20 protein-coding genes are annotated in these 22,376 nt (G+C 32.3%); 12 read left to right on the forward strand and 8 right to left on the reverse strand.

All coding sequences use genetic code 11. From position 1 onward, the window contains the following. Nucleotides 1-8: 8 nt before the first annotated feature. The 3 genes from cysC (at nucleotide 9) to add (ending at nucleotide 2,237) form a co-directional block, all read left to right on the forward strand. A complete protein-coding gene (cysC, locus tag ACSUE0_RS01620) occupies nucleotides 9-608 on the forward strand; it encodes an adenylyl-sulfate kinase (protein ID WP_119614654.1) in 600 nt (199 codons plus the stop codon). A 126-nt stretch (nucleotides 609-734) separates the two neighbouring features. Beyond that, the gene (locus tag ACSUE0_RS01625) at nucleotides 735-935 is read left to right on the forward strand and encodes a hypothetical protein (protein WP_119614653.1); all 201 of its coding nucleotides are present in this window, start codon (nucleotides 735-737) and stop codon (nucleotides 933-935) included. Nucleotides 936-1,256: 321 nt separating this feature from the next. Next, nucleotides 1,257-2,237, forward strand: coding sequence for an adenosine deaminase (gene add / locus ACSUE0_RS01630; protein ID WP_436955780.1), 981 nt, complete (start codon nucleotides 1,257-1,259; stop codon nucleotides 2,235-2,237). A 151-nt stretch (nucleotides 2,238-2,388) separates the two neighbouring features. Here the strand turns inward: add and ACSUE0_RS01635 are convergent, their stop codons facing one another. Continuing rightward, on the reverse strand, nucleotides 2,389-2,997 hold the full coding sequence (locus ACSUE0_RS01635; RefSeq protein ID WP_119614652.1) for a class I SAM-dependent methyltransferase: 609 nt from the start codon (nucleotides 2,995-2,997) through the stop codon (nucleotides 2,389-2,391). A 333-nt stretch (nucleotides 2,998-3,330) separates the two neighbouring features. On the opposite strand from ACSUE0_RS01635, the gene ACSUE0_RS01640 reads away from it, so the two are divergent. Beyond that, the gene (locus tag ACSUE0_RS01640) at nucleotides 3,331-4,515 is read left to right on the forward strand and encodes an FtsW/RodA/SpoVE family cell cycle protein (protein WP_119614651.1); all 1,185 of its coding nucleotides are present in this window, start codon (nucleotides 3,331-3,333) and stop codon (nucleotides 4,513-4,515) included. Beyond that, nucleotides 4,512-5,093, forward strand: coding sequence for a phosphatase PAP2 family protein (locus tag ACSUE0_RS01645; RefSeq protein ID WP_436955782.1), 582 nt, complete (start codon nucleotides 4,512-4,514; stop codon nucleotides 5,091-5,093). The genes ACSUE0_RS01640 and ACSUE0_RS01645 overlap by 4 nt, the downstream gene beginning before the upstream one ends. A 140-nt stretch (nucleotides 5,094-5,233) precedes the next feature. On the opposite strand, the gene ACSUE0_RS01650 is transcribed toward ACSUE0_RS01645, so the two are convergent. After that, complete coding sequence (locus tag ACSUE0_RS01650) at nucleotides 5,234-6,019, reverse strand: VLRF1 family aeRF1-type release factor (protein ID WP_436955784.1); 786 nt, start codon at nucleotides 6,017-6,019, stop codon at nucleotides 5,234-5,236. Between the two features lie 193 nt (nucleotides 6,020-6,212). On the opposite strand from ACSUE0_RS01650, the gene ACSUE0_RS01655 reads away from it, so the two are divergent. The 3 genes from ACSUE0_RS01655 (at nucleotide 6,213) to ACSUE0_RS01665 (ending at nucleotide 10,170) form a co-directional block, all read left to right on the forward strand. Then, on the forward strand, nucleotides 6,213-7,571 hold the full coding sequence (locus ACSUE0_RS01655; RefSeq protein ID WP_119614176.1) for a sugar porter family MFS transporter: 1,359 nt from the start codon (nucleotides 6,213-6,215) through the stop codon (nucleotides 7,569-7,571). Nucleotides 7,572-7,681: 110 nt separating this feature from the next. Further along, a complete protein-coding gene (locus ACSUE0_RS01660; protein ID WP_436955787.1) occupies nucleotides 7,682-8,578 on the forward strand; it encodes an ABC transporter ATP-binding protein in 897 nt (298 codons plus the stop codon). A gap of 2 nt (nucleotides 8,579-8,580) precedes the next feature. Further along, nucleotides 8,581-10,170, forward strand: a complete 1,590-nt coding sequence (locus ACSUE0_RS01665; protein ID WP_436955789.1) for an ABC transporter permease — start codon at nucleotides 8,581-8,583, stop codon at nucleotides 10,168-10,170. Nucleotides 10,171-10,423: 253 nt separating this feature from the next. On the opposite strand, the gene ACSUE0_RS01670 is transcribed toward ACSUE0_RS01665, so the two are convergent. The 3 genes from ACSUE0_RS01670 to ACSUE0_RS01680 all read right to left on the reverse strand — a co-directional run bounded on the left by ACSUE0_RS01670 (nucleotide 10,424) and on the right by ACSUE0_RS01680 (nucleotide 11,928). Further along, on the reverse strand, nucleotides 10,424-10,783 hold the full coding sequence (locus ACSUE0_RS01670; RefSeq protein ID WP_436955791.1) for a DUF1304 domain-containing protein: 360 nt from the start codon (nucleotides 10,781-10,783) through the stop codon (nucleotides 10,424-10,426). Between the two features lie 229 nt (nucleotides 10,784-11,012). Next, nucleotides 11,013-11,438 carry a MaoC family dehydratase gene (locus ACSUE0_RS01675; protein WP_119614180.1) on the reverse strand — a complete coding sequence of 142 codons (426 nt, stop codon included), beginning with the start codon at nucleotides 11,436-11,438 and terminating at the stop codon, nucleotides 11,013-11,015. 112 nt (nucleotides 11,439-11,550) lie between these two features. Then, the gene (locus ACSUE0_RS01680) at nucleotides 11,551-11,928 is read right to left on the reverse strand and encodes a winged helix-turn-helix transcriptional regulator (RefSeq protein ID WP_107530293.1); all 378 of its coding nucleotides are present in this window, start codon (nucleotides 11,926-11,928) and stop codon (nucleotides 11,551-11,553) included. 120 nt (nucleotides 11,929-12,048) lie between these two features. On the opposite strand from ACSUE0_RS01680, the gene ACSUE0_RS01685 reads away from it, so the two are divergent. Further along, nucleotides 12,049-13,230: an MFS transporter gene (locus ACSUE0_RS01685; RefSeq protein WP_119614181.1), complete on the forward strand. Its 1,182-nt coding sequence runs from the start codon at nucleotides 12,049-12,051 to the stop codon at nucleotides 13,228-13,230. A gap of 177 nt (nucleotides 13,231-13,407) precedes the next feature. Beyond that, nucleotides 13,408-14,604 (forward strand): amidohydrolase, encoded by a 1,197-nt coding sequence (locus tag ACSUE0_RS01690; protein WP_436955794.1) that lies wholly within the window; start codon nucleotides 13,408-13,410, stop codon nucleotides 14,602-14,604. A gap of 166 nt (nucleotides 14,605-14,770) precedes the next feature. Here ACSUE0_RS01690 and ACSUE0_RS01695 read toward each other — a convergent pair whose 3' ends face one another. Further along, nucleotides 14,771-16,192 carry an MDR family MFS transporter gene (locus tag ACSUE0_RS01695; protein ID WP_119614183.1) on the reverse strand — a complete coding sequence of 474 codons (1,422 nt, stop codon included), beginning with the start codon at nucleotides 16,190-16,192 and terminating at the stop codon, nucleotides 14,771-14,773. A 527-nt stretch (nucleotides 16,193-16,719) separates the two neighbouring features. On the opposite strand from ACSUE0_RS01695, the gene mbcS reads away from it, so the two are divergent. Then, nucleotides 16,720-18,291, forward strand: a complete 1,572-nt coding sequence (gene mbcS, locus ACSUE0_RS01700) for an acyl-CoA synthetase MbcS (protein WP_436955796.1) — start codon at nucleotides 16,720-16,722, stop codon at nucleotides 18,289-18,291. Between the two features lie 919 nt (nucleotides 18,292-19,210). Here mbcS and ACSUE0_RS01705 read toward each other — a convergent pair. Beyond that, on the reverse strand, nucleotides 19,211-19,822 hold the full coding sequence (locus tag ACSUE0_RS01705) for a YIP1 family protein (protein WP_119614186.1): 612 nt from the start codon (nucleotides 19,820-19,822) through the stop codon (nucleotides 19,211-19,213). A gap of 372 nt (nucleotides 19,823-20,194) precedes the next feature. Between ACSUE0_RS01705 and ACSUE0_RS01710 the strand changes: the two genes are divergently transcribed. Further along, on the forward strand, nucleotides 20,195-20,503 hold the full coding sequence (locus ACSUE0_RS01710) for a DUF805 domain-containing protein (RefSeq protein WP_436955799.1): 309 nt from the start codon (nucleotides 20,195-20,197) through the stop codon (nucleotides 20,501-20,503). Nucleotides 20,504-20,929: 426 nt separating this feature from the next. On the opposite strand, the gene ACSUE0_RS01715 is transcribed toward ACSUE0_RS01710, so the two are convergent. Beyond that, entirely contained in the window at nucleotides 20,930-22,357 is a 1,428-nt protein-coding gene (locus ACSUE0_RS01715) for an aldehyde dehydrogenase family protein (protein WP_436955801.1), read from the reverse strand. Nucleotides 22,358-22,376 lie beyond the last annotated feature (19 nt).

Raw genomic sequence — 22,376 nt, forward strand, 5'->3', positions numbered from 1 at the left:
GCTTAATTATGACTACTTCAAAAAATATTACTTGGCATGCGTCAGAAGTAACTAAGGAAGAAAGACAACAGCGTAAAAAACATAAAAGTGCAGTTATTTGGTTTACTGGATTATCAGGTTCAGGAAAATCCACAATTTCTGTAGCATTGGAAAAAGCTTTATATGATCAACAAGTTCACACGTATCGTTTAGATGGAGATAACGTGAGACATGGGCTTAATAAAAATCTTGGATTTAGCCCAGACGATCGTACGGAAAATATTCGTCGTATTGGTGAAGTGAGTAAACTTATGGTCGACGCTGGATTAGTCACAGTGACCGCATTTATTTCACCTTATCAAGCAGATAGAGACGTTGTTCGTGAACTATTAACAGAAGATGAATTTATAGAAGTTTACACTTCATGTAGCTTGGATGAATGTGAAGCAAGAGACCCTAAAGGGTTATATCAAAAAGCACGCAACGGTGAGATTCAAGGATTTACAGGTATAAACGCACCGTATGAAGAACCACAAAATCCTGAAATTGTAATAGATACAGAGCAATATAGTGTGGAAGATGCAGTTACTCAAATCATCGATTATTTAAAAACACATCAATATATTTAATTTGTAAGTACAAAAGTTTAAGTCTTACAAATTAAGCCAAATATGACCGTGTGTGCTTAGTAGTTTAGTAACACAATAATAGTTTTATAATAAGACTTATGTATAACATTAAAAGGGGAAGATGGGATGGCCATATTAAATATCATTGCTTACACTTTAATTACAGTCTTTATTTTAGATATTGTTATAGGTATCTTGCTTGTTAATAAAGGACAAAGTAGAAAATATTTCATGACTGAATTGAAAATCATTGTAATCTTACTTTGTGTATGCTTTTTAGGTTTAGGCATTTCATTAGTTACTATAGGTTATTTAGGTGGCAAGTAGTAACGCTAACGTTTTATATGTTATACACTTAAAGGCTTTATGTAATTTCTTTTAGATCAATCATAATACTGTCGACTTAGTCTGAAGACTTGTTGGCAGTTTTTTTATTGAATTGTTCTGTTCAATAGCGTGATGATATTTATTTGCTATCGTGTTATATTATGAAATTTTATTCAAAATAAAATTTCATTTATCATATGCGTTTATAGTATTGTGTTTAACGTCGTGATATAGTATATAGATAAAATTTTAAAAAAATCTTTTTGTTTCCGTATTAAAAATTAATGGTGACATTTGAGAGGTAAGGCAGGTCAGTCAGATATGAATAAAACGCTACAAGATATCCCTAAAGTTGAATTACATTGCCATTTAGATGGCTCTACTAGTGTTGAATTAATTAGACAATTAGCGATGGAGCAAGGCATAAATTTAAATGAAGAGCGTCTATTTGTGAGTAGTAATTGTGAGAGTTTAGATGAATACTTGCAATGTTTTGATGAAATATTAAAAGTTTTACAGACACATGATGCTTTAAGAAGAGCGGTTGTTGATGTTGCACAACAGGCACAACGCGATAATGTGAAATACATTGAAATTCGATTCGCACCGCGATTTCATATGGATCTAGGATTAACGTTAACTGAAGTGATAGAAGCGGTTGAAGCAGGCGTACAAGAGGCTATTCACACATTAGATATTCAAGTTAACTTATTAGTTTGTGCAATGCGACAACATGAGTCTGAAGTTAATAAAGCACTTTTTGATTTTATTAAAAAATACGATAGTAAAGTCATCAACGGTATTGATTTTGCTGGACCTGAGGCAGATTTCCCTCCTAATGATATAGCATCACCTATTCAATATGCCTTAGATCAAGGTTTCAATCTCACATTACATGCAGGTGAGTGTGGTTGTATGCAAAATGTGATAGAGTCTATCAAATTAGGAGCAAAACGCATTGGCCATGGCGTTGCTATCAACCAAGATGAGGCAGCCTTACAGTTTGTAAAAGCACAGGATGTACTATTAGAAATGTGTCCTAAAAGTAATATTCAGACAAAAGCAATTGCAGATTTAAAAGAATTAAATATTTCTTATTTGTTAAAACAAGAGATTCCATTTCTTATAAATACTGACAATCGAATGGTTACTCAAACTTCCTTGAATGAAGAGTATGAATTGTTAGTAGATAACCAAATGATTACGTTAGAGCAAATTGAATACATTAATCAACGTGCGATTAACTATACTTTTTTATCAGATATAGAAAAAATGTCATTAAAAGCAAGGTTTCAGTCTTAAATAAAGGGACAAACACTTCAATAATTGCAAAGGTATTTGATACCCCTGATGACAGGGGCAAGGGCATCGATATTGGTCGTCTACTAACTAGATAATTAAAAATAGTGATACCAATTTGTGTCACGGAGCCTCTCTTTATAAATATGAAAGTCTATAGTTTGGTGCCTGTAGCTATGAATAAGCTTGCATCTTGCTTCATAAATATTTTCTGACCACTGTAAAAAGTATTAATCTGTGGGTTTATCAGGGCTAATTCGTTAAAAATATGGATGATATCCATTTGTTCAAAGCCATTATATACTTTTGGATGATAAATATTTTCGTTTTTATCAAAATCAACAAGTATAATCATGCCTCCACTATTTAGATGATTATAAAGCTTCTGTAATAATAATTGGTAGTTACCACTATGTAGCAAGACTAAAGATAACACAATAACATCATAATTTTTGTGGTTAAGTATTGTATCGTCTAATAGTACGTCGCCCACCAATGTTTTAATGGAAGTTTGGTTTAAATCTGACACCTTGTGTTCAAAAATATCTACCATCTGTGGAGAAGCATCTATGAGCGTAACTGCTTCAAAATAATCTGCGATATTTAATGTTACAAGGCCAGTGCCACCACCATAGTCTAGCAAAGTTTGATAGTTTGTATCTTTAATTTGTTTCGTTATTGCTTGGGTAATGATATGAGCGAGGTGTATTCTTTCAGGGGAATCGTATTTTTGTGCAATTTGGTCAAAACGATCTTTATTCAAATAAAAGCTCCTTTATTTAATAAGTAAGTTTGAAATATGCTTTTACTTATAAGGTTATTATAGATACCTTAAGTCTTTGATTGATTTTAGCATAGCACTTTATATTTTTCAATTCCTTTTACTTGGTGGCATGGAGGGTTTTTTTAAAGCAAAAGCAATATCGATAGGGTATGTATATGTGTAAATATTTCAATTATAGATAAATATATAATAATTGAATAAAACTCAAATAATTAAATATTAAGAATTCAAATTAGATAAGCCTAAAGTACGATTGAGCTAATATTAAATTTGTGTTTTACTATATTTTGACAGTCATAATGAGGTGCAGACATGAAACGATTTTTAACTTACATACGTAAACATATCAAGGAATTAGATTATATTTTAATTATAAGTTTTTTGCTACTAGGCATTTTAGGCGTAATAATGGTTTACAGTGCCAGTATGGTGCCAGCTTCTAAAGGCTCTCTTACAGGCGGTGTACCTATTGAAAGTAATCATTTTATGAAAAGGCAATTTCTCTTTGTAGTAATTGGATTTTTAGCCATTATTTTCATAGGCGCTTTTATCAATATAAATGTATTAAAAAAGAGCAATATACAAAAGCTTATAATTATAGGTACTTTATGTTTATTACTCATTACAGTACTGATTGGAAAAGAAATCAATGGTTCGAGAAACTGGATTAACTTAGGACTATTCAGCTTACAATCTTCGGAATTTTTGAAGTTAGCTTCAATTTTTTATCTATCATACATAATTAACCGACGTATTTCGAGTTCTCGAGATTATCATTTAAAACATATGATTCCTCCATTAGGTGTGCTAGGTGTTGGTTTATTACTTGTGTTGATGCAAGGGGACCTAGGTGGCACATTGCTAACAGTAGCTATAATTACTTCTATACTTATTTATTCAGATATAAAAAATAAAATTAAACTTCAAATTATGATGATTACGATGGTTCCCATTGTTTTTTATATTATTTATACATTGATATTTGATTCTAAAAATTTATATAGATTAAAAAGACTCAAGGTTATGTTAGATCCATTTAAATATGAAAGTGGAGATGGTTACCAATTAACCGGGGCGCTGACCTCTATAGGAAATGGTGGTTTTACAGGCCGGGGCTTAGGTAATGGTATTGCTAAATTAGGATACTTACCAGAACCACATACAGATTTTATATTTACTGTAATAGCGGAAGAATTAGGTTTAATCGGTGTATTATTCACATTAATAGTTTATGGTGTTATTTTGTTTAAAGGACTGATTTATGCGAATAAAACCACAAATCAATTTTATAAGTTAATTTGTGTAGGTGTTGTTAGTTATTTATTTATGCAAGTGTTTATCAATCTTGCAGGTGTCTCAGGCCTTATACCATTAACAGGTGTCACGTTACCGTTATTAAGCTATGGCGGTTCATCGATGTTAAGTATAAGTATTGCATTCGGTGCGTTGCTTGCAGTAGCTCGAAATATTAATAAAGAAAAGAAGGCTATTAAATGAAAAATTACGCGAATATGATTTTAGTTAGCATATGTTTTATGCTCTTAGTTTTATGTATACATACTGGTTTAACGGATGGCTTAGATGCTTTTGTTTATCATTGGTTACATCAATTAATCACAGCCGATATATTAGTTCATTATTTGTCTTTTATTTCTGCGATATTTTCTCCTCTGAATTGTTTGATCATGGTGTTACTAATACTACTTGTGTTGTTTTTCTTTAATAAAGTTAAATTTTGGTGGTATGGTTTTTGGTGTTTTAGTGTATTTGCGATAGGCACATTTTTAAAGTACGTTATCCAACGCCCGAGACCAAACATAGATATAGATGGTTATAGTTTTCCAAGTATGCATGTTTTAAGTGTTTGTTTATTAGTAAGTCTTATTTTATTATTAAAAAATAGCAAAATATTATCGGTAATCTGTGTATTATTAGTTATTTCTATTATGATTTCTAGAATCTATCTACAAGCACACTATTTTACAGATACGTTGGGTAGCTTGCTTGTTTTATATATAATGCTTCAATCAATATATATCGGTAGAGAACCTAAAGCTGTAAAGGCGAATAATTGAGAAATCATATTGTAAGTTTTAAAAATTAAAACGTAAGCGAACCATAGAAATTAATCAAATTAAAAATATATAAGCAACATAATGGGGGCAAATATAAAAATCATCTAAACACTTTGATTTCTATATTGCCCCCATTTTTGTTATTCTTCATTAACTTTATTTATAATTTCAGTAGCGTTTAAATTTAAGATGTTACTGGTAATCACTTTATCAATATCTTTATTAAATAAAGTACGTAGTTTTTCTATTTCTTCTTTTTCTCCTGCTAAATAAATTTGTTTCCATTCATTTCTTTTAGCATTTATTTCTACAGTAGAAGCTAAATTTTTGAGCCAACGTTCTTGGTTCGCTTTGACTCTTTCTTTAAACTCGTCTCTTTTTGAGCCGCCTTGTGTAAAGTCGTCACCTTGTGGTCCTTGGTGTTCACGCCAATCGTCTGTGTCTAAATCTAAAATAAAATCTTTTTCTTTAACGATGGTACCTATTTCTGTTTCAATTAAACGCGCCTTGTCTTGTTGTAAAACTAATACACCAGTATAAGGATAGTTTCCTTGTAATGATTTCAATTGATCTAATTTAGGTTGATCTCCCCAATTAAACTCAGTATCTAAAGAGATATGAGTTAATTTTTTAAATAATAATGATTCATCTGCAGTTAAAAATAGAATAAGGCCTCTTTTTAACTCAGGTTCTACACTTTGAATTTCTGTTTCAACTTTTTTAATGACTTCTTTAGCTTGATTTTTTTCCTCATGGTCGTCACTGTGTTTAGTTCTATAAGCTAAATCTTTTAGTGCATTTTTTAATTCAATTTTCCATTTTGTGCCTTGGTCAGGATGTGTATTTAAATAAATTGAAAATACTTTTTGGTTCTCTGTTGTACCATCATATTTTTCTAAGTTATTAATTTCTTCTTTTAAAAGCATTACACTTCACCCCTTAAAATCATAATATATTATTTAATTTCCTAAATTATAAGTTTTAAACTTATTGATATATCGTATATATAATAATAAGCATTTTAAAAGTAGAAGTTATTAATATAATAATTTATAAATATTTGTAACGCTTACATATTAAGAATATAATAGACATAATTTTAAAGGGGGGGGTTAGAAATTGAAAGCAAATAAGAGTTTAATATTTATTTTAGGAGCACTTGGCGGTTTACTATACGGCTATGATAATGGTGTTATTTCAGGTGCATTGCTTTTTATAAATGACGATATTCCATTAAATAGTTTTACAGAAGGTCTTGTCGTTTCATCCATGCTTATAGGTGCAATCATTGGATCTGGTGGGAGTGGACCTTTATCGGATAGAATCGGGAGAAGACGTTTAGTATTAATTATTGCAATTATTTATATTGTGGGATCATTAATATTAGCGGTTGCGCAAAACATGCCAACGCTTGTGTTTGGACGTCTTGTTATTGGTCTAGCTGTAGGTGGATCAATGGCAACAGTGCCTGTATATTTATCAGAAATGGCTCCAACAGCTTATCGCGGTTCGCTAGGCTCATTGAATCAATTAATGATTACGATTGGAATTTTAGCAGCGTACCTCGTTAATTATGCTTTTGCCGATATAGAGGGATGGCGCTGGATGCTAGGTTTAGCAATAGTACCATCTGTCATCTTATTAATTGGTATAGCATTTATGCCTGAGAGTCCAAGGTGGTTATTGGAGCACAGGAATGAAAAAGCTGCAAGAGATGTTATGAGAATTACATTTAATGATGATAATGAGATTAATACAGAAATTAAAGAGATGAAAGAACTATCAGCAATTTCAGAGTCAACTTGGACAATTTTAAAATCTCCTTGGTTAAGACCGACATTAATAATTGGATGTATTTTTGCATTATTCCAACAAATTATAGGTATTAATGCGATTATATTTTATGCACCCACTATTTTTAGTAAAGCAGGGTTAGGCGAAGCAACGTCTATTTTAGGGACCGTAGGAATTGGGACGATAAATGTGCTTGTAACGATTATAGCGGTGTTTATAGCTGATAAAGTTGATCGTAAGAAATTGTTGATAACAGGAAATATCGGGATGGTAGCTTCATTACTTGTTATGGCAATCTTAATATGGACAATTGGTATCGCATCATCAGCAGGTATTATTATCGTGTGTTTATCACTATTTATTGTATTCTTTGGTTTAACTTGGGGGCCTATCCTTTGGGTTATGTTGCCAGAAATGTTCCCGATGCGTGCTCGTGGTGCAGCTACTGGTTTAGCAACGCTTGTATTAAATTTCGGTACATTACTTGTTGCGCAACTATTTCCAGTGTTAAATAATGCATTAAGTACAGAATGGGTATTCTTGATTTTTGCAGTTATTGGTATATTTGCAATGTACTTTGTAATAAAATATTTGCCAGAAACGCGAGGACGAAGTTTAGAAGAAATTGAATATGATTTAAGAGAACGGACATCTGGAAACGAAACAATAAAATACAATGGTTAGAATGAACATATACACAATTAATCGTAGTAATAAGACATACTTTTATAAAATAATCACGTTCAAATAAATTTAATTTTATGAATTGAAAATTGATAAAAATGGGTGATACGATGGTTATTCTAAAAATTAAGAATTTAACAAAAAAATTTGGTGATTTCTATGCTTTAAATGGTGTGAATATGGAATTAAACGAAGGGGAGATTTACGGTTTTATCGGTCCAAATGGTGCGGGGAAATCTACGACGATTAAATCTATATTAGGCTTGTTGAAACCAACACAAGGCTTAATTGAAGTGTTTGGGAAAGATGCAATGACTGAAGCTGTTGAGGTTCACAAAAATATTGCATTTGTACCAGGAGATGTTAATCTATGGCCAAACTTGACTGGTGGCGAAATTATAGATTTCTTTTTACATTTACATCCTAATGCTAACCATGAAAAGAAAAAGGATTTGATTAAACGTTTCGAGTTAGACATTACCAAAAAATGTAGCGCTTATTCAACGGGAAATCGTCAAAAAGTAGCTTTGATTACTGCTTTTAGTATAGATGCAAGTTTGTATATATTAGATGAGCCTACTTCAGGTCTAGATCCACTTATGGAAGACGTGTTTCAAGAATGTGTAAGGGATGTTAAAAGGGACAACAAAAGTGTATTGCTTTCCAGTCATATTTTAAGTGAGGTAGAAAAATTGTGTGATCGCGTGGGTATTATTCGCAATGGTGAGGTTGTGGAGACGGGAACATTAGAAGAAATGAGACATTTAACACGCATGCAGTTTATCGTCGAGTCACAACAAAAATTAGAAAATTTATCACAAGTGCATGGTGTTCATAATATTCAGCAAGCGTATCCAACATATCACTTTGAAGTAGATGCAAATTGTGTATCAGATGTAATTAAATACTTAGGGAAATACGATGTTAAGAAATTGGAATCTATGCCACCAACTTTAGAAGCATTATTCAAGCGTCATTATGATAACCATAGTGAAGAGGAGGAATAATTATGGGGGCATTATTATTCCAAACACCGAAACTTTTGTCTTTTTATTTAAAGCGTAATAAATTCAAAATTTTTCTATGGCTTACACTTTTAACTATTTTAACATTACTTATCCCACCAGCTTTTGAAAACATGTATCCTAATGAATCGAAGATGGGACCAATAATAGAAATGTCGAAGAACCCTGCAATGGAAGTTATGCTAGGGCCAGGAGATTTTAACGATGTTAATATTGGTGTATTGTTTGCGCATGAAATGACTTTGTTTACGGGTATTATGGTGGCTATTATGAATATTCTCATTGTAGCTAGAGATATACGTGGGGATGAAGCGGATGGTAGAACAGAAATTTTAAAAGCATTACCAATAGGGAAACATGCACCATTAATAAGTCATTTATTGATGAGTATATTTAGCAATGGTTTGTTAGCTATATTATTTGTGGTAGGGCTTACATGCTTGAATACCAATTCTATAGATTTTTCAGGTGCCTTAGTTTATGGTTTTAGTATGGGTGTCTTCGGTTTAATGTTTAGTGCGTTAACGATGATTATCGCACAACTTGTATCATCAGGTGGAGAAACGGCAGGTATGAGTATTGCCGTTTTGTTATTGATGTATTTAGTTAGGGCTTTTGGTGATATAGCCAATGAACAAATATCAATGTACTCACCCATGGGGTGGTTATCTAGAGTCTATGCTTTTTCAGAAAATAACTGGTGGCCAGTGATTACCATGATTGTTGTGACTGTTTTAATGTATGTTATCGCATTAGTACTAAATCATATTAGAGATATAAATGCTAAGATGCTACCACAATTACCAAGTAGAAAACGTGCCACGTGGTACATGAAATCGTCACTAGGATTACAAATAAAATTGCAAAAAGCGGATTTTTGCTATTTTGCTATCGGGTTATTCGTACTCGGACTTTCCTATGGGTCTATCTTCGGCGATTTAGATAGTTTTTTCAAAGACAATCCATTATTACAATCAATGCTTTCCGATAAAGGTAATAATTATGTTGAACAATTTTTGCCACAATTGATGTTAGTTATGAGCTTAATCAGCACAATACCATCATTGATGGCACTGTTTAAAATTAAAAAGAGTATTGATATGGGTTATGCGATGCTTGTATTAGCAAACACAGTATCACGAATCAATTTTTTATCTAGTTTCTTGATTTTAAGTATTATTAACGCTATAGTTATGATTTTTTTAGCTGCTCTAGGTTTATATGTAGGGCAAGTTTATTCATTAGAAAATGTAATTGATTTTGGAACGATTATGCAATCAGCAATGGTCTTTATCCCAGCAATATTAGTTTTTGTAGGACTTGGTACTTTGGTTATAGGTTGGAGTATTAAGTTTACAAATTTAGTATATCTTTATTTAGCTTACACCTTTGTAGTAAATTACTTAGGCGTTTTATTAAATGTAAAAGCATGGATGAAAGACATTACACCGTTTAATCATATTCCAAATATACCGGTAGATAATTTTAAATTATTGCCACTGATGATATTAACTATTATTGCAATAATGATGTGTATCATAGGTATTAGCGGTTTTAAACAGCGAGATTTATAGTGCTCAGTTGTAAATAATCAGTAAATATTAAAAGGCGAGTATATGACATCAACATTAATTATTGGTGTTATATTCTCGCCTTTATTTGTCTGCTAGTTTATTTGAAGCAAGCTGAATTGAGAAGTTTCAAGAATTACGGTGCAAGTTTTTGTATTGTGTGAACCAATTTAACATATCTTGCTGTTGATTTCTGAATGTAGTTTTTATCATTTTCATCGGCATGTTGTAATGGTATGTTCATGGATGCTAGACATTAAAATAACAATGAAATTAAGGATAGGATTGGTAAGCCGCCTTGTTTTAATAAAATAGATTTTTGACTTGTTACGGCACCATATATCGCAACGATAATCATGTACACTAATATACAAGTAACTAACTCTTTAGCATTGTTTGAAAAGAACAAAGCATATAGTAAGAATACGCCTAAAAGGCCATTGTAAACGCCTTGGTTTTTCATAAGTGTTTTTAAATTATTTTGTTGTAGAGCTTGTTTAGTCATTTTAAATAAATTGCTCGTTTTGTCAGAAGTTGTAGCAAAAGTCTGCAAGGCCATGATATAGAAAAACTCTGCGGCAACTAATAAAACTAAAATAATTGATAGGATACTCATATAAATATCTCCTTTAGTAAATAATTAATTTTTACATTTTTATGATTATATAGAAATAGCAATGAAAAATAATTATAAATTATGATTAATTTTTATATGAACACACATGAATGAAATATGTAATCTTTAATGGGTACTGTATAGGCATGAAGGCGAATCATTATTATTTAGTCATTTGGATATGTTTCAGCTAAGTATATGATTAGTGAGATATTAATGCTCAAAATCATTAACGTTTCATTAATGCTGTCAGTTCTCCTTCAAAAACTTTGTCTTCGTATTGGTTAAATGTCGATAATAATACTGTGAGTAAACCTTGGTCGCGCTTCGTAGCTTGTTTTTTCAATACCTTTATTTTTGTGTAAAGTTCATCTTCAGGATATACGGGCTTGATAAATTTAATATGATCCATATGTGTGCCTGCGATTACATCTTCACCATACTTACCTGCTTCGATCCATAATTTGAATGAAATGGACAATGTGTGTATACCTGAAGCAATGATGCCATTGAATCTACCTTGTGTAGCCTTTTCTTTATCCAAATGCATATATTGTGGGTCGAATTCTTGGGCAAAGTTGATAATATCTTTCTCACTTATCTTATTAGGTGGTGTAGTAAATACATCATCTATTTCAAATTCATCAAGTTTCATAATTTTTAAATACTCCTCTACTGTAGTAATCCATCATTAATTAGTCCGAATGCTTAAGTACTATCTTTAGAAATTTGTTTATAGCTCTTGAAGCCCGAGTTAAATTGTTTGATTAGGCATTTGGAATATTAATAAAGTCTTGTTGGTTCAATGTGACAGATTCACCTTGTTCATACATTTTTTCTACGTGAAATTCTCCCCAATAACATAAGGAAGATAAAATATTACCAAGTGTTTGACCATATTCAGAAAGTTCATATTCAACTTTCGGCGGAACTTGGTCATAAACGATACGATTGATAATGCCGTCTTTCTCTAATTCACGTAATTGCTGGGTTAACATTTTTTGAGTAATAGTTGGTATCGCTCGTTTTAATGCAGAAGTTCGCATTAAGCCATTATTTTGTAAGTGACATAGTATGACAGGCTTCCATTTACCACCAATGACGTCAATTGTAGCTTCAACGCCTATATTATATGTTTTACTCATATGATTTCCTCCTTATAGGTACTAAAAGGTACCTATATTACTTTAAAGTGCGTACTTCCTCTTCTTGCATGTGTGATATATAGTAACACAATCAATAAAATTAAGGAGAGAAAATGAACTATGAAAAAAAATAAATTTGCTATTTTGGCTTTAGCTATGTCAGCTTTTGCAATTGGTATGACGGAGTTTATTAGTGTTGGTTTATTACCGTTAATTAAAGATTCATTTAATACAACTATTTCTTTGGCTGGTTTAACTGTTTCATTATATGCAGTAGGTGTAACGATTGGTGCGCCATTACTTACCCCATTAACTAATAGAATGAAACGCAAGCATTTGCTTATAGGTATTATGTTGATATTTATTATCGCAAATGGACTCGCTGCCTTTGCTACAACTTTGAGTATGTTGTTGGCTATGCGTATGCTGTCTGCATTAATGCACGGAGTATTTATGTCTATAGCGACTGCTATTGCCAGTGATTTAGTAACACCAGACAAACGTTCAAGCGCTATTGCAATGATGTTTACGGGATTGACTGTTGCAACTATTACCGGTGTACCTCTAGGGACATGGATTGGCCAACAATTTGGATGGGAAGCTTCATTTATTACAATTGCGCTAATTGGTTTAATCAGTTTAATCGTTAACGTATTTACTGTCCCTAAAGATCTTAATGAATATGAACAAGCTTCAATGTTAGAACAATTAACTGTATTTAAAAATAAATCTTTAATGATGATTTATTTAATTACAGCATTAGGTTATGGCGGAACATTTGTCGTATATACTTATTTGACGACCATGCTTACAGATGTATTAAATTATAGTGATGACGCCGTTGTAGTTTTATTAGTTATCTATGGTGTAATGGTTGCAATCGGGAATACACTAGGAGGCAAATTAACAAATAATCAACCCACTAAAGTGCTTATAGGTATATTTTTGGTCCAAGCACTAGTCTTATTACTTGTAGGTATAACCGTTACGCATCACGTATTAGGTACATTAATTGTATTACTTATGGGTCTATTTGCTTTTATGAATGTACCAGGACTACAACTGGTTGTGGTACTTTTTGCTGAACGTAGAAACAAAGCGACGACGAATTTTGCATCAAGTTTAAATATTGCTTCATTTAATATTGGAATCACATTAGGATCTGTTATTGGTGGGTTTGTACTAAATCATTTTGGTATTACAATGACACCATATTTTGGCTTTGGGATGGTAATCATTGCTAGTGCTATGATGTATATCATTCATAAAAAAGAAACGACAGTAGAACTTAAAGTTTCTTAAGAAATTAAGGTGTGGAATGAAAATATGTTCGTTTTGGTAATTAATTTCACTAAATTCGATTGAAAATAACTAGAAATTTTATAAAATGTTATTTTATGTTTGAATTAATACTCTTTGGAATTTAAACTTATTAATCAGTAATGTGTTTTAAAATTTAATCGAAAGAAGTGAATGTTTATGAATGTGAAAGAAAAATTATTTGAGAAGTTAGAACAGAAGGAAGCTGACATGATTCAGCATCGTCGTTATTTGCATCAGCACCCTGAGTTGTCCTTCCAAGAAAATGCTACAGCAGAGTATATCAAAGCTTTTTATAAGGATAAAGATGTAGTAGTCACACAACCGGTTGCTGAGAGTAATGCAATTATTGTAGAAATCAAAGGGCAACAACCTGGTAATACGATAGGTTTGCGTGCAGATTTTGATGCTTTACCTATACATGAAGAAGCGGATGTACCTTTTAAATCAATAAATGAAGGTGTAATGCATGCTTGTGGTCATGATGCGCATACGGCTTATTTACTAGGTTTAGCGGACGCACTAATTGATATTAAAGATGAACTGCCAGGCACAATTAAAATTATTCATCAACATGCGGAAGAAATGCCTCCAGGTGGCGCACAGCAAATTATGGCATCAGGTGCGTTAAGTGATTTAGATGAAGTATATGGTATCCATGTTGTGCCAGTCGCTGGTCCAGAAGTAATTGGTTATAATACGGGAAATGCTTTTGCTGGAAGCTCAACGTTCACATTAACAATCAAAGGATTAGGTGGACATGCTGCAAGCCCGCATAAGACACACGATGCCTTAGTAGCGGGAACAAATTTTGTAAATACGCTCCAAACAATTGTGTCTAGGCGTATTGATCCTTCAGAGATGGGTGTTATTACTGTTGGTTCTTTCGATGCACCAGGTGGCGCTAATGTCATTCAAGATAAAGTAACGATTAAAGGTACTGCACGTTATCTTAATGATGATTTAGAACAATTTATGTATGAAGAAATTGAGAAAGTCGCAAAAAGTGTCGCAGTAGGATTCGATATTACGTATGACTTAGATTATCAATTTGGTTATCCAGTATTATACAACCATCCTAATCAAACACAAGCGGTAACTGACATTTTATCAACAAGTCAGGGAGACTATTTTAAACATTTAGTTGAAATTCCTGCAGTTTCAGGTTCAGAAGACTTTGCTTATTATTTAAAAGAAATACCAGGGACGTTTTTCATTGTAGGTTGTAAGCCAGAACATATAGAAGAACCTTATATGAATCATCATCCTAAGTTTGAAGTTAATGAAAATGCACTCTTGGTATCTGCAAAATCATTAGGTGAAATTGCGATTAATAGATTATCTGTTAAAGGTTAATAAAGTTAAGATACCTAGCGTATGCTAACTAGTTTTGTTGATTATGTATTGCGTTGTAATCTACTATTTTGCAAAATAAAACACTTTCAAAAAGTTCAATGTGCAGTGAACTTTTCGAAAGTGTTATTTTTTATCATTTTTTATCCATGTTTTAAATTATTAGATTTTATAATGTTCTACGAGCTGGTTTACTATCGTCGGAAAGTTTAGCTGATAAAATCAACGCAACTACTGAAATACCAGTTGCAACCATAAATGTCACGTTTACACCATGGATGATACCTTCGACGCCATCACTTGGATTAGCTGATACAGACATTAATGTGATAAATAATGCTGTACCAATGGCACCTGCCATTTGTCTGAAAGTATTGTTCATTGCAGTACCATGTGCAATGAGATGATTTGGTAATTGATTAATGGCTAACGTTGTCATAGGCATCATAACCATTGCGATAGAAATCATTCGTAAGGCGTTAGATATTGCTAGATAAGTAAAGGTAGTATGCGCTGTTAGTACAGTAAATGGTACGGATGACGCTACTAATACGAGTAACCCGATACGTGCTAACCAAGTTCCACCGAATTTATCGAATAAATAGCCTGTAAGTGGGTTCATGAGGCCCATGACTACTGCACCTGGTAGTAAGACAAGACCAGATTCTAGTGCAGAGAACTGTAACATATTTTGCATATATAGTGGCAATATAATGTTTGTAGCAATTAATACACCGAATACAAACATACTTAATACTGTACCTAATGTATAGACATTGTAACTAAACACTCTAAATTCAAGCATAGGCTCTTTTAGCTTCAATTGACGACGAATAAATACAACCAATGAAACTATACCTACGATTAATGGCGCTATGAATTGTACGCTGCTCCAACCTGCTTCACCTACAGAACTGAAACTATATAATAGTCCACCAAATCCTAGTGTAGATAGAATTACTGATGGTGTATCTAATTTTGGATGAGAAGTTTCGGTTACATTCTTCAATAGGAAAATTGACGCAATAATAATAATAACTGCGATAGGGAATACAACATAGAAAACACTTCTCCATGATAAATGTTCTACTAATACACCTGATAAGGTAGGACCTATAGCGGGTGCAAATGCAATTACGAGACCAAAGAGTCCCATTGCAGTACCACGTTTTTCTTTAGGAAAAGTTAAAAATAGAATTGTTTGCATCAATGGCATCATAATACCAGCACCTGCTGCTTGTAAGACGCGTCCGATAAGTAACATTGAAAAGTCTGAGCCTACTGCACAGAGTAAGGTACCTGCAGCAAAAATGCTCATGGCAGTTAAGAATAATTGCCTCGATGTATATCTTTCGATTAAAAATGCTGTTACTGGAATCATAATCCCATTTACAAGCATAAATACAGACTGTAACCATTGTACAGTGCTTTCAGTTACTTGGAGATCTTTCATAATTGGCGGTAATGCTGTACCAAGTAACGTTTGGTTCAAAATCGTAATAAATGCCCCAGACAGTAGCACAATAAATAAGGGGATTCTTTTTTCAACATGGAAAGTATCATTTGAACTCAATCGTATCACTTCTTTCATTAAAAATTACACAGTTTTATATTATATCACTAAGAACAATTTAAAGCTAAATGTTGAACTGTGAAAAATAAATTTCATCAATAAAACTTATGAAAACAGAAAATTATAGTAGAATATTTGGAAGTGAACATAAATATAATGCGCTGAAATAAGCATCATTTTCGAGGTTACGACATATATTTGTGTTCTAACCTCGTTTTTCGATAACATTTTACAACTGTATGCTAGAAATACTACATGAGATATATCCTAAATGTCAAAGCTATTTAAGAATTAGCGATATTTTAAGAATCAAGTACTTCGCAAATCTGGTTAGGCTTTAAGTATATCTAGTAACATATTATAATAAGAAGGTATTGATATTAATAAAGTCATAATTGTATCTTTTTAGATAAAGAAGGATTAGAATTATGGTTTTATTGAGTAATAGGGTTACTTTGTATTAACGAAAGTATGATCTATGGTTTGTGTTTGCATACATACGTAAATACGATAATTATAGATTTAGAATTAAAGGAGAGTTAATAATGAATAAAAAAGATTTAGTCGCTCCAGATACGTATAATATCGTTAGCGAAATCGAAAAATATACAGCTGATGAAAATAAAAAAGCTATTATTTTTGAAAATGCTGAGGGGGAAACACATTCAATCACATATAATCAATTGGTGAAAAATGCTAACCAAGTCGGCAATATGTTTTTAAAGCATGGCTTACAAAAAGGTGACAAAGTACTTGTAATGATGCCACGTTCTATTGAAACGTATGAAATTTACATAGCTGCTTTGAAATTAGGCATTGTAGTTATTCCAAGCTCTGAAATGTTACGTACAAAAGATTTACAATATAGAATTTCACATGGAGAGGTCAAAGCTATCGTAGTAACTGCTGATAGTATTGATGAATTTAAAGCAGTCAAAGAATACAACACATTAACGAAATTTATTGTTGGCGGAGAGTATGATGATTGGTATACGGTCGATTCAGAATCAGCCAAAGAAGCAGATCAATTACAAATTGTCGACACATCTAAAGATGATGTTGCCTTATTATCATACACGTCTGGCACAACAGGTAATCCGAAAGCTGTGGTACATTCACATGGATGGGGTTATGCACACATGCAAATGGCGCCTAAACATTGGTTGAGTATCAAAGAAGACGATATTGCATGGGCTACTGCAGCGCCTGGTTGGCAAAAATGGGTATGGAGTCCATTTTTATCAATTATGGGGTCAGGAGCAACGGCATTTGTTTATAATGGTAAATTTAACGCTGAGAAATACTTAGAATTACTACAAAATTATAAAATTAATGTCCTTTGTTGTACGCCTACTGAATATCGTTTAATGGCAAAACTTCCTAATCTAACGGACTATAACTTAGAATACTTGCATAGTGCAGTCTCTGCAGGCGAACCTTTAAATAGAGAAGTTGTAGAAAAATTCCAAACTAATTTTAATCTAACAGTGAGAGACGGTTATGGACAAACGGAGAGCACTTTGTTAATTGGTTTCTTGAAAGATACAGAAAGCCGTCCAGGATCTATGGGTAAATCAATTCCTGGTAGTCATGTTACTGTCATTAATGATGATGGTGAACTAGCAGAAATAGGTGAAGTAGGTAATATAGCAGTGCCGTTAGACTTACCGGCGTTATTTAAAGGTTATTATAAAGACCCTGAACGTACTGCTGAACCCAGAATAGGAGATTATTATATCACGGGTGATTTAGCCAAATTAGATGAGGATGGTTATTTCTGGTTTGAAGGACGTAAAGATGACATTATTATCAGTTCAGGGTATACAATTGGACCATTTGAAGTAGAAGACTCACTTACAAAACATGAATATGTAAAAGAATGTGCTGTAGTTGCTAGCCCACATGAAATTAGAGGGAATATCGTTAAAGCCTTTGTTATCTTGCAAGAGGGTATATCAGCAACGGATGCTACAGTCAAAACACTTCAAGATTATGTAAAACAAGACGTTGCACCATACAAATATCCACGAGCTATAGAGTTTGTAGAAGACTTACCTAAAACAAACTCAGGTAAGATTAGACGTATCGAATTAAGAGAAGCAGAAAAGAATAAATAATTCAGTCATTAGAGAGAATAGTTTGCCATTTTTATTAAAGGCTATGTAGTCGTTCTCATAGAAAAACAGATGATTCGGAGTAAAATGGGGGCAATTATTACAAGTTTATTTTTCTGGTATTATTATGGAGAAAATCTGAATTTGTAAAAGGAGATTTTTATTTTGAGTATAAATAAAGATTTCAAAATTTATGAAATTATATTTATCATTATTGCAATTATTTTTATTGCTATTAATTGCTTAGGGCTTTTTGAAGTTGTTCATTTTACAAATACTGCCCAGAATACCTTTCAAGCGATATTCACAATGTCTATTGGTATAGCTTATATAAGAAAGTCTAAAGTGACAGGAGTATTATTTATAATTACTAGCATCTTATTTATTGTGAGTGTTTTATTATGATTTTAAAATTTAAATAATACAAAAATGAGAATCTAGGACGTAAATAAATCTCTTGGGGTTTAGACTGTCGACAAAGCCTTTGACTTTGTTGGTAGTTTTTTGTGCACGCTTTCCGCGAGCACTGCCTTAGCTTGTAGTCTCCGGCTAGTGCTCTTCCCTCAGGAGTCGGCCCAAAACAGTGCTAATATTACACTGAAAAGATTAAAATATGTAAATTAAATAGTGGTGGTGTTTGTTATGTTGAATAAATCAATTTATGAAAGAACTAACTTTAGTCTGAAAGATTACTGCTATTTTGAAAAATAACTATACAAATATAAATAAACAAACCTTAGGCGAACTTTCACCTAAGGTTTGTTTACGTTCTGGAACCTGAGACATTTATTTATGTCTCGGGTTTTATTTATATAGGCTATAGAGTTAGTAGTCTGCAGAGGACTCTAGTGTTAATTATACATGCGTTACAGATTAAATAGCACTTAAAAAATTTCTAATTTTAAAAGTTACTGATCAGTTATTATTGGAAAGAAGCACCAATTAATGCAAAGCCTACTAAGATAACTAAATAGACAATTGACCATATAATTGCTGACTTTTTAGAAAAACGATTTGTAGCTAGGAGCATTACACCAAATACATAAGCGCCTATAAGTGTTTGTAAGTTGAATGCACTAAGAAAGCTGTTGCCTTTATCAAAAATATTGAGACTTGTTATGACATAGTCCGTTGGTGACAAGCCCGCAATCCATTGAATTAAAATCACGATAAGTCCAATTACACTAGTGATAACTGTATAGCTTAATGTAGCTGAAAAAATAGATTTAGCACTAGCATCAGATTTCATGATTTTTGAAATTAATAGGAAAATAACAAATGTAATACCGATGCCGATGATGCCACCAACAATGCCACTAATGATTCCAGTGATTTGTCCTATAGCTTTCGTTTGTTCAAGCTCTTGTCCACTTAAACCAGTATCTTTAAACAATGTATCATAGTCAATTAAACTACTACTAATTATGGTAGATAGTACCACAACGACTATAGCGATAAGTAGTTTTAATGCCCATTTCGGATTAATTCTTAAATTTGAAAAATGTTGAGCCAATGGTAATTTAGATGTTTCCATATGTATATTGCCTCCTAAGTGTATCTTTTTTTAAAGCATAACATGTACTACAATATATTAAAACAACTTAATAAAAATAAAAACTTTAATTATAATGTGAAATTAGTTTTTTATTAACATTTTATTGTTGAGTTTTAATTGCTAATTTATGATATTTCATTTGTTTATTATTGGGTTAATAAAGAATACATAGGGGTGCAAATAGATGTTACATTACTACAAGTTATTTTGGATTAATGCCTTAAATATTACATGTAGATAATGAAGAAAAGAATATTAGTATACTATTTTAATAAATATGCTTATTTACACTGTGATTAGTTTGTTTTTATATATAGTACCAATTCCAACAATAATAGAGGAAATAGTTGGTTGGGTCATATATATATATTAGTCACAATTGCTATGTTCACTGTCACAGTTAGAAGGTTTCATGATATAGGTATGACTATGTTAATTCCTATTTTGATTTTATTAGTTACTTTTTTAGAAGATATAAATAGATTGATAGACATAGATATTACGGAAATGGATAATGCTGTGGTGGATATTGTATTGGTTATAGTTGGAGTTGTTTATCTTGTTATTGTAATTGTTGCATTAGTTGTTTGTTGTTCAAAAGGGCAAAAAGAAGATAACAAATACGGTCCGAATCCTAAGAGAACGGTTCATAAAAAGTAAGTAATTATAGTATTTTAAAGCTTAACTTATTGTAAATTTAAATAAGCATTCCCTCCTTTGCTAGAAATAAAGGTTTATAGCTATTAATGATGATATAGTTAAGTCAATTTGGAATCTTTGAACAAGGGCGTGAAGGTAATGTGTAATCAAAGAAAAAGAAAGTTAAGTAGAGAGAGTAAAGAAAGTATATTTACTATAATACTAGATATATTCATTAATATAATTGGTGGGATAGTAAGAGTGGTTAAAAATATTTTGACATAGTATGGTGTAAAAATAATTGTAATAGTATATATAATATAAGAACCCCAAAAGTTGAATTATAAGTTCAGCTTTTGGGGTTTATTACATTCAAATAGAAGTGTATTTGATTAGGGTTTCATTTAAATATAAAACAGATTGGCATCGTGCTTTAATTACTATTATTTATTGAAAGAAGCCAGAAATTGATTTAACTTCTAAGAATTCTTCAATACCATAGTCTCCCCATTCTCTACCGATACCAGATTGTTTATAACCACCAAATGGCATATCAGCGCTTCTTGGGTATTCATTAATTTCAATAACGCCTGCTTCAAATGCAGTAGCTACTTTTTGTAAAGTGTCCATATCTGAACCATACACATATGCAGCTAAACCATATTTTGTATCATTTGCGATTTTGATTGCTTCATCAACATCACTGTAAGTGATAATAGACATTACTGGTCCAAATATTTCTTCTTGAGCGATAGTCATATGATTATCTACATTTGAGAAAATAGTTGGTTTAATGAAGTAGCCTGTTTCTAGTCCTTCGGGTTTACCCTCTCCACCTAATTCAATTGTTGCGCCTTCTTGTGCACCAATTTTAATAAATTCTTGGATTTGATTAAATTGTTTACTGTTAATGACTGGTCCCATCTCTACTGTTGCATCTTGTGGGTCGCCAACTTTGATTGCACTCATTTTTTCTTTTACTTTTTCAATAAATTCATCTTTGATTGATTCTGGAACAAGAGTTCTTGAGCCGGCAATACAAACTTGTCCTGAATTACCAACTACTTTATGGACTGCTGCATCTGCAGCTTTGTCTAAATCAGCATCTTCTAAGATGACATAAGGTGATTTACCACCTAATTCAAGTGATACTTTTTTAAAATCTTTACTTGCTTTTTCCATGATTTTACTACCAGTATTACCAGAGCCAGTGAAAGATACCATTCTAATTTTTTCATTTTCAGAGATTGGATTACCTACACCAAGGCCATCGCCATTTACCAAGTTGAAGACGCCTTTTGGCACGCCTACTTTATCAAAAATTTCTGCTAAGATAATTGCAGCAAATGGTGTTTCTTCTGATGGTTTTAGGACTACACTGCTACCTGCTGCAAATGCGCCTGCTAATTTCAAGGCAGTTTGATTTGTAGGGAAATTCCAAGGTGTAATTAATCCTGCTACACCGATTGCTTCTTTTATAACGATATTATTGCCTCTACGCTCTCTAAAATTAAAGTTATCTAAAGCATCTCTTGCTGCTTTAAAATGTGATAATCCCATTTCGTAGTGGACATTTTCAGATGCTGTAACTGGTGTACCAAGCTCTAAAGTCATCGCTTTGATTAGATCTTCTTTACGATTTTCGTATTCTTTAACGATATCGTTAAGTAAGTTTTGACGGTATTCTACTGAAGTATTACGGAATTCTAAATAAACGCTATCTGCAGCGTTAACCGCATCTTCAACGTCTTGAGTATTACCTTTAGCAATTTTACCAAAAGCTTCTTCTGTTGCTGGATTAATAACATCCATTGTTTCGTTGCTGTGACTCTCTACCCATTCACCGTTGATATATTGTTTTGTTTGATTGAACATATTTACACTCCTCTTAGTC

The sequence above is a fragment of the Staphylococcus sp. AS1337 genome (assembly GCF_051408735.1).
Taxonomy (GTDB): Bacteria; Bacillota; Bacilli; order Staphylococcales; family Staphylococcaceae; genus Staphylococcus; species Staphylococcus xylosus_B.

Excerpts from the sequence above, each read along its gene's own strand:
- ACSUE0_RS01640 (WP_119614651.1), top strand. The coding sequence starts at position 3,331 with ATGAAACGATTTTTAACTTACATACGTAAACATATCAAGGAATTAGAT.
- ACSUE0_RS01695 (WP_119614183.1), bottom strand. The coding sequence starts at position 16,192 with ATGAAAGAAGTGATACGATTGAGTTCAAATGATACTTTCCATGTTGAA.
- ACSUE0_RS01670 (WP_436955791.1), bottom strand. The coding sequence starts at position 10,783 with ATGAGTATCCTATCAATTATTTTAGTTTTATTAGTTGCCGCAGAGTTT.
- ACSUE0_RS01665 (WP_436955789.1), top strand. The coding sequence starts at position 8,581 with ATGGGGGCATTATTATTCCAAACACCGAAACTTTTGTCTTTTTATTTA.
- ACSUE0_RS01625 (WP_119614653.1), top strand. The coding sequence starts at position 735 with ATGGCCATATTAAATATCATTGCTTACACTTTAATTACAGTCTTTATT.
- ACSUE0_RS01645 (WP_436955782.1), top strand. The coding sequence starts at position 4,512 with ATGAAAAATTACGCGAATATGATTTTAGTTAGCATATGTTTTATGCTC.
- mbcS (WP_436955796.1), top strand. The coding sequence starts at position 16,720 with ATGAATAAAAAAGATTTAGTCGCTCCAGATACGTATAATATCGTTAGC.
- ACSUE0_RS01685 (WP_119614181.1), top strand. The coding sequence starts at position 12,049 with ATGAAAAAAAATAAATTTGCTATTTTGGCTTTAGCTATGTCAGCTTTT.
- ACSUE0_RS01680 (WP_107530293.1), bottom strand. The coding sequence starts at position 11,928 with ATGAGTAAAACATATAATATAGGCGTTGAAGCTACAATTGACGTCATT.
- ACSUE0_RS01715 (WP_436955801.1), bottom strand. The coding sequence starts at position 22,357 with ATGTTCAATCAAACAAAACAATATATCAACGGTGAATGGGTAGAGAGT.
- ACSUE0_RS01675 (WP_119614180.1), bottom strand. The coding sequence starts at position 11,438 with ATGAAACTTGATGAATTTGAAATAGATGATGTATTTACTACACCACCT.
- ACSUE0_RS01660 (WP_436955787.1), top strand. The coding sequence starts at position 7,682 with ATGGTTATTCTAAAAATTAAGAATTTAACAAAAAAATTTGGTGATTTC.
- cysC (WP_119614654.1), top strand. The coding sequence starts at position 9 with ATGACTACTTCAAAAAATATTACTTGGCATGCGTCAGAAGTAACTAAG.
- ACSUE0_RS01690 (WP_436955794.1), top strand. The coding sequence starts at position 13,408 with ATGAATGTGAAAGAAAAATTATTTGAGAAGTTAGAACAGAAGGAAGCT.
- add (WP_436955780.1), top strand. The coding sequence starts at position 1,257 with ATGAATAAAACGCTACAAGATATCCCTAAAGTTGAATTACATTGCCAT.
- ACSUE0_RS01705 (WP_119614186.1), bottom strand. The coding sequence starts at position 19,822 with ATGGAAACATCTAAATTACCATTGGCTCAACATTTTTCAAATTTAAGA.
- ACSUE0_RS01650 (WP_436955784.1), bottom strand. The coding sequence starts at position 6,019 with ATGCTTTTAAAAGAAGAAATTAATAACTTAGAAAAATATGATGGTACA.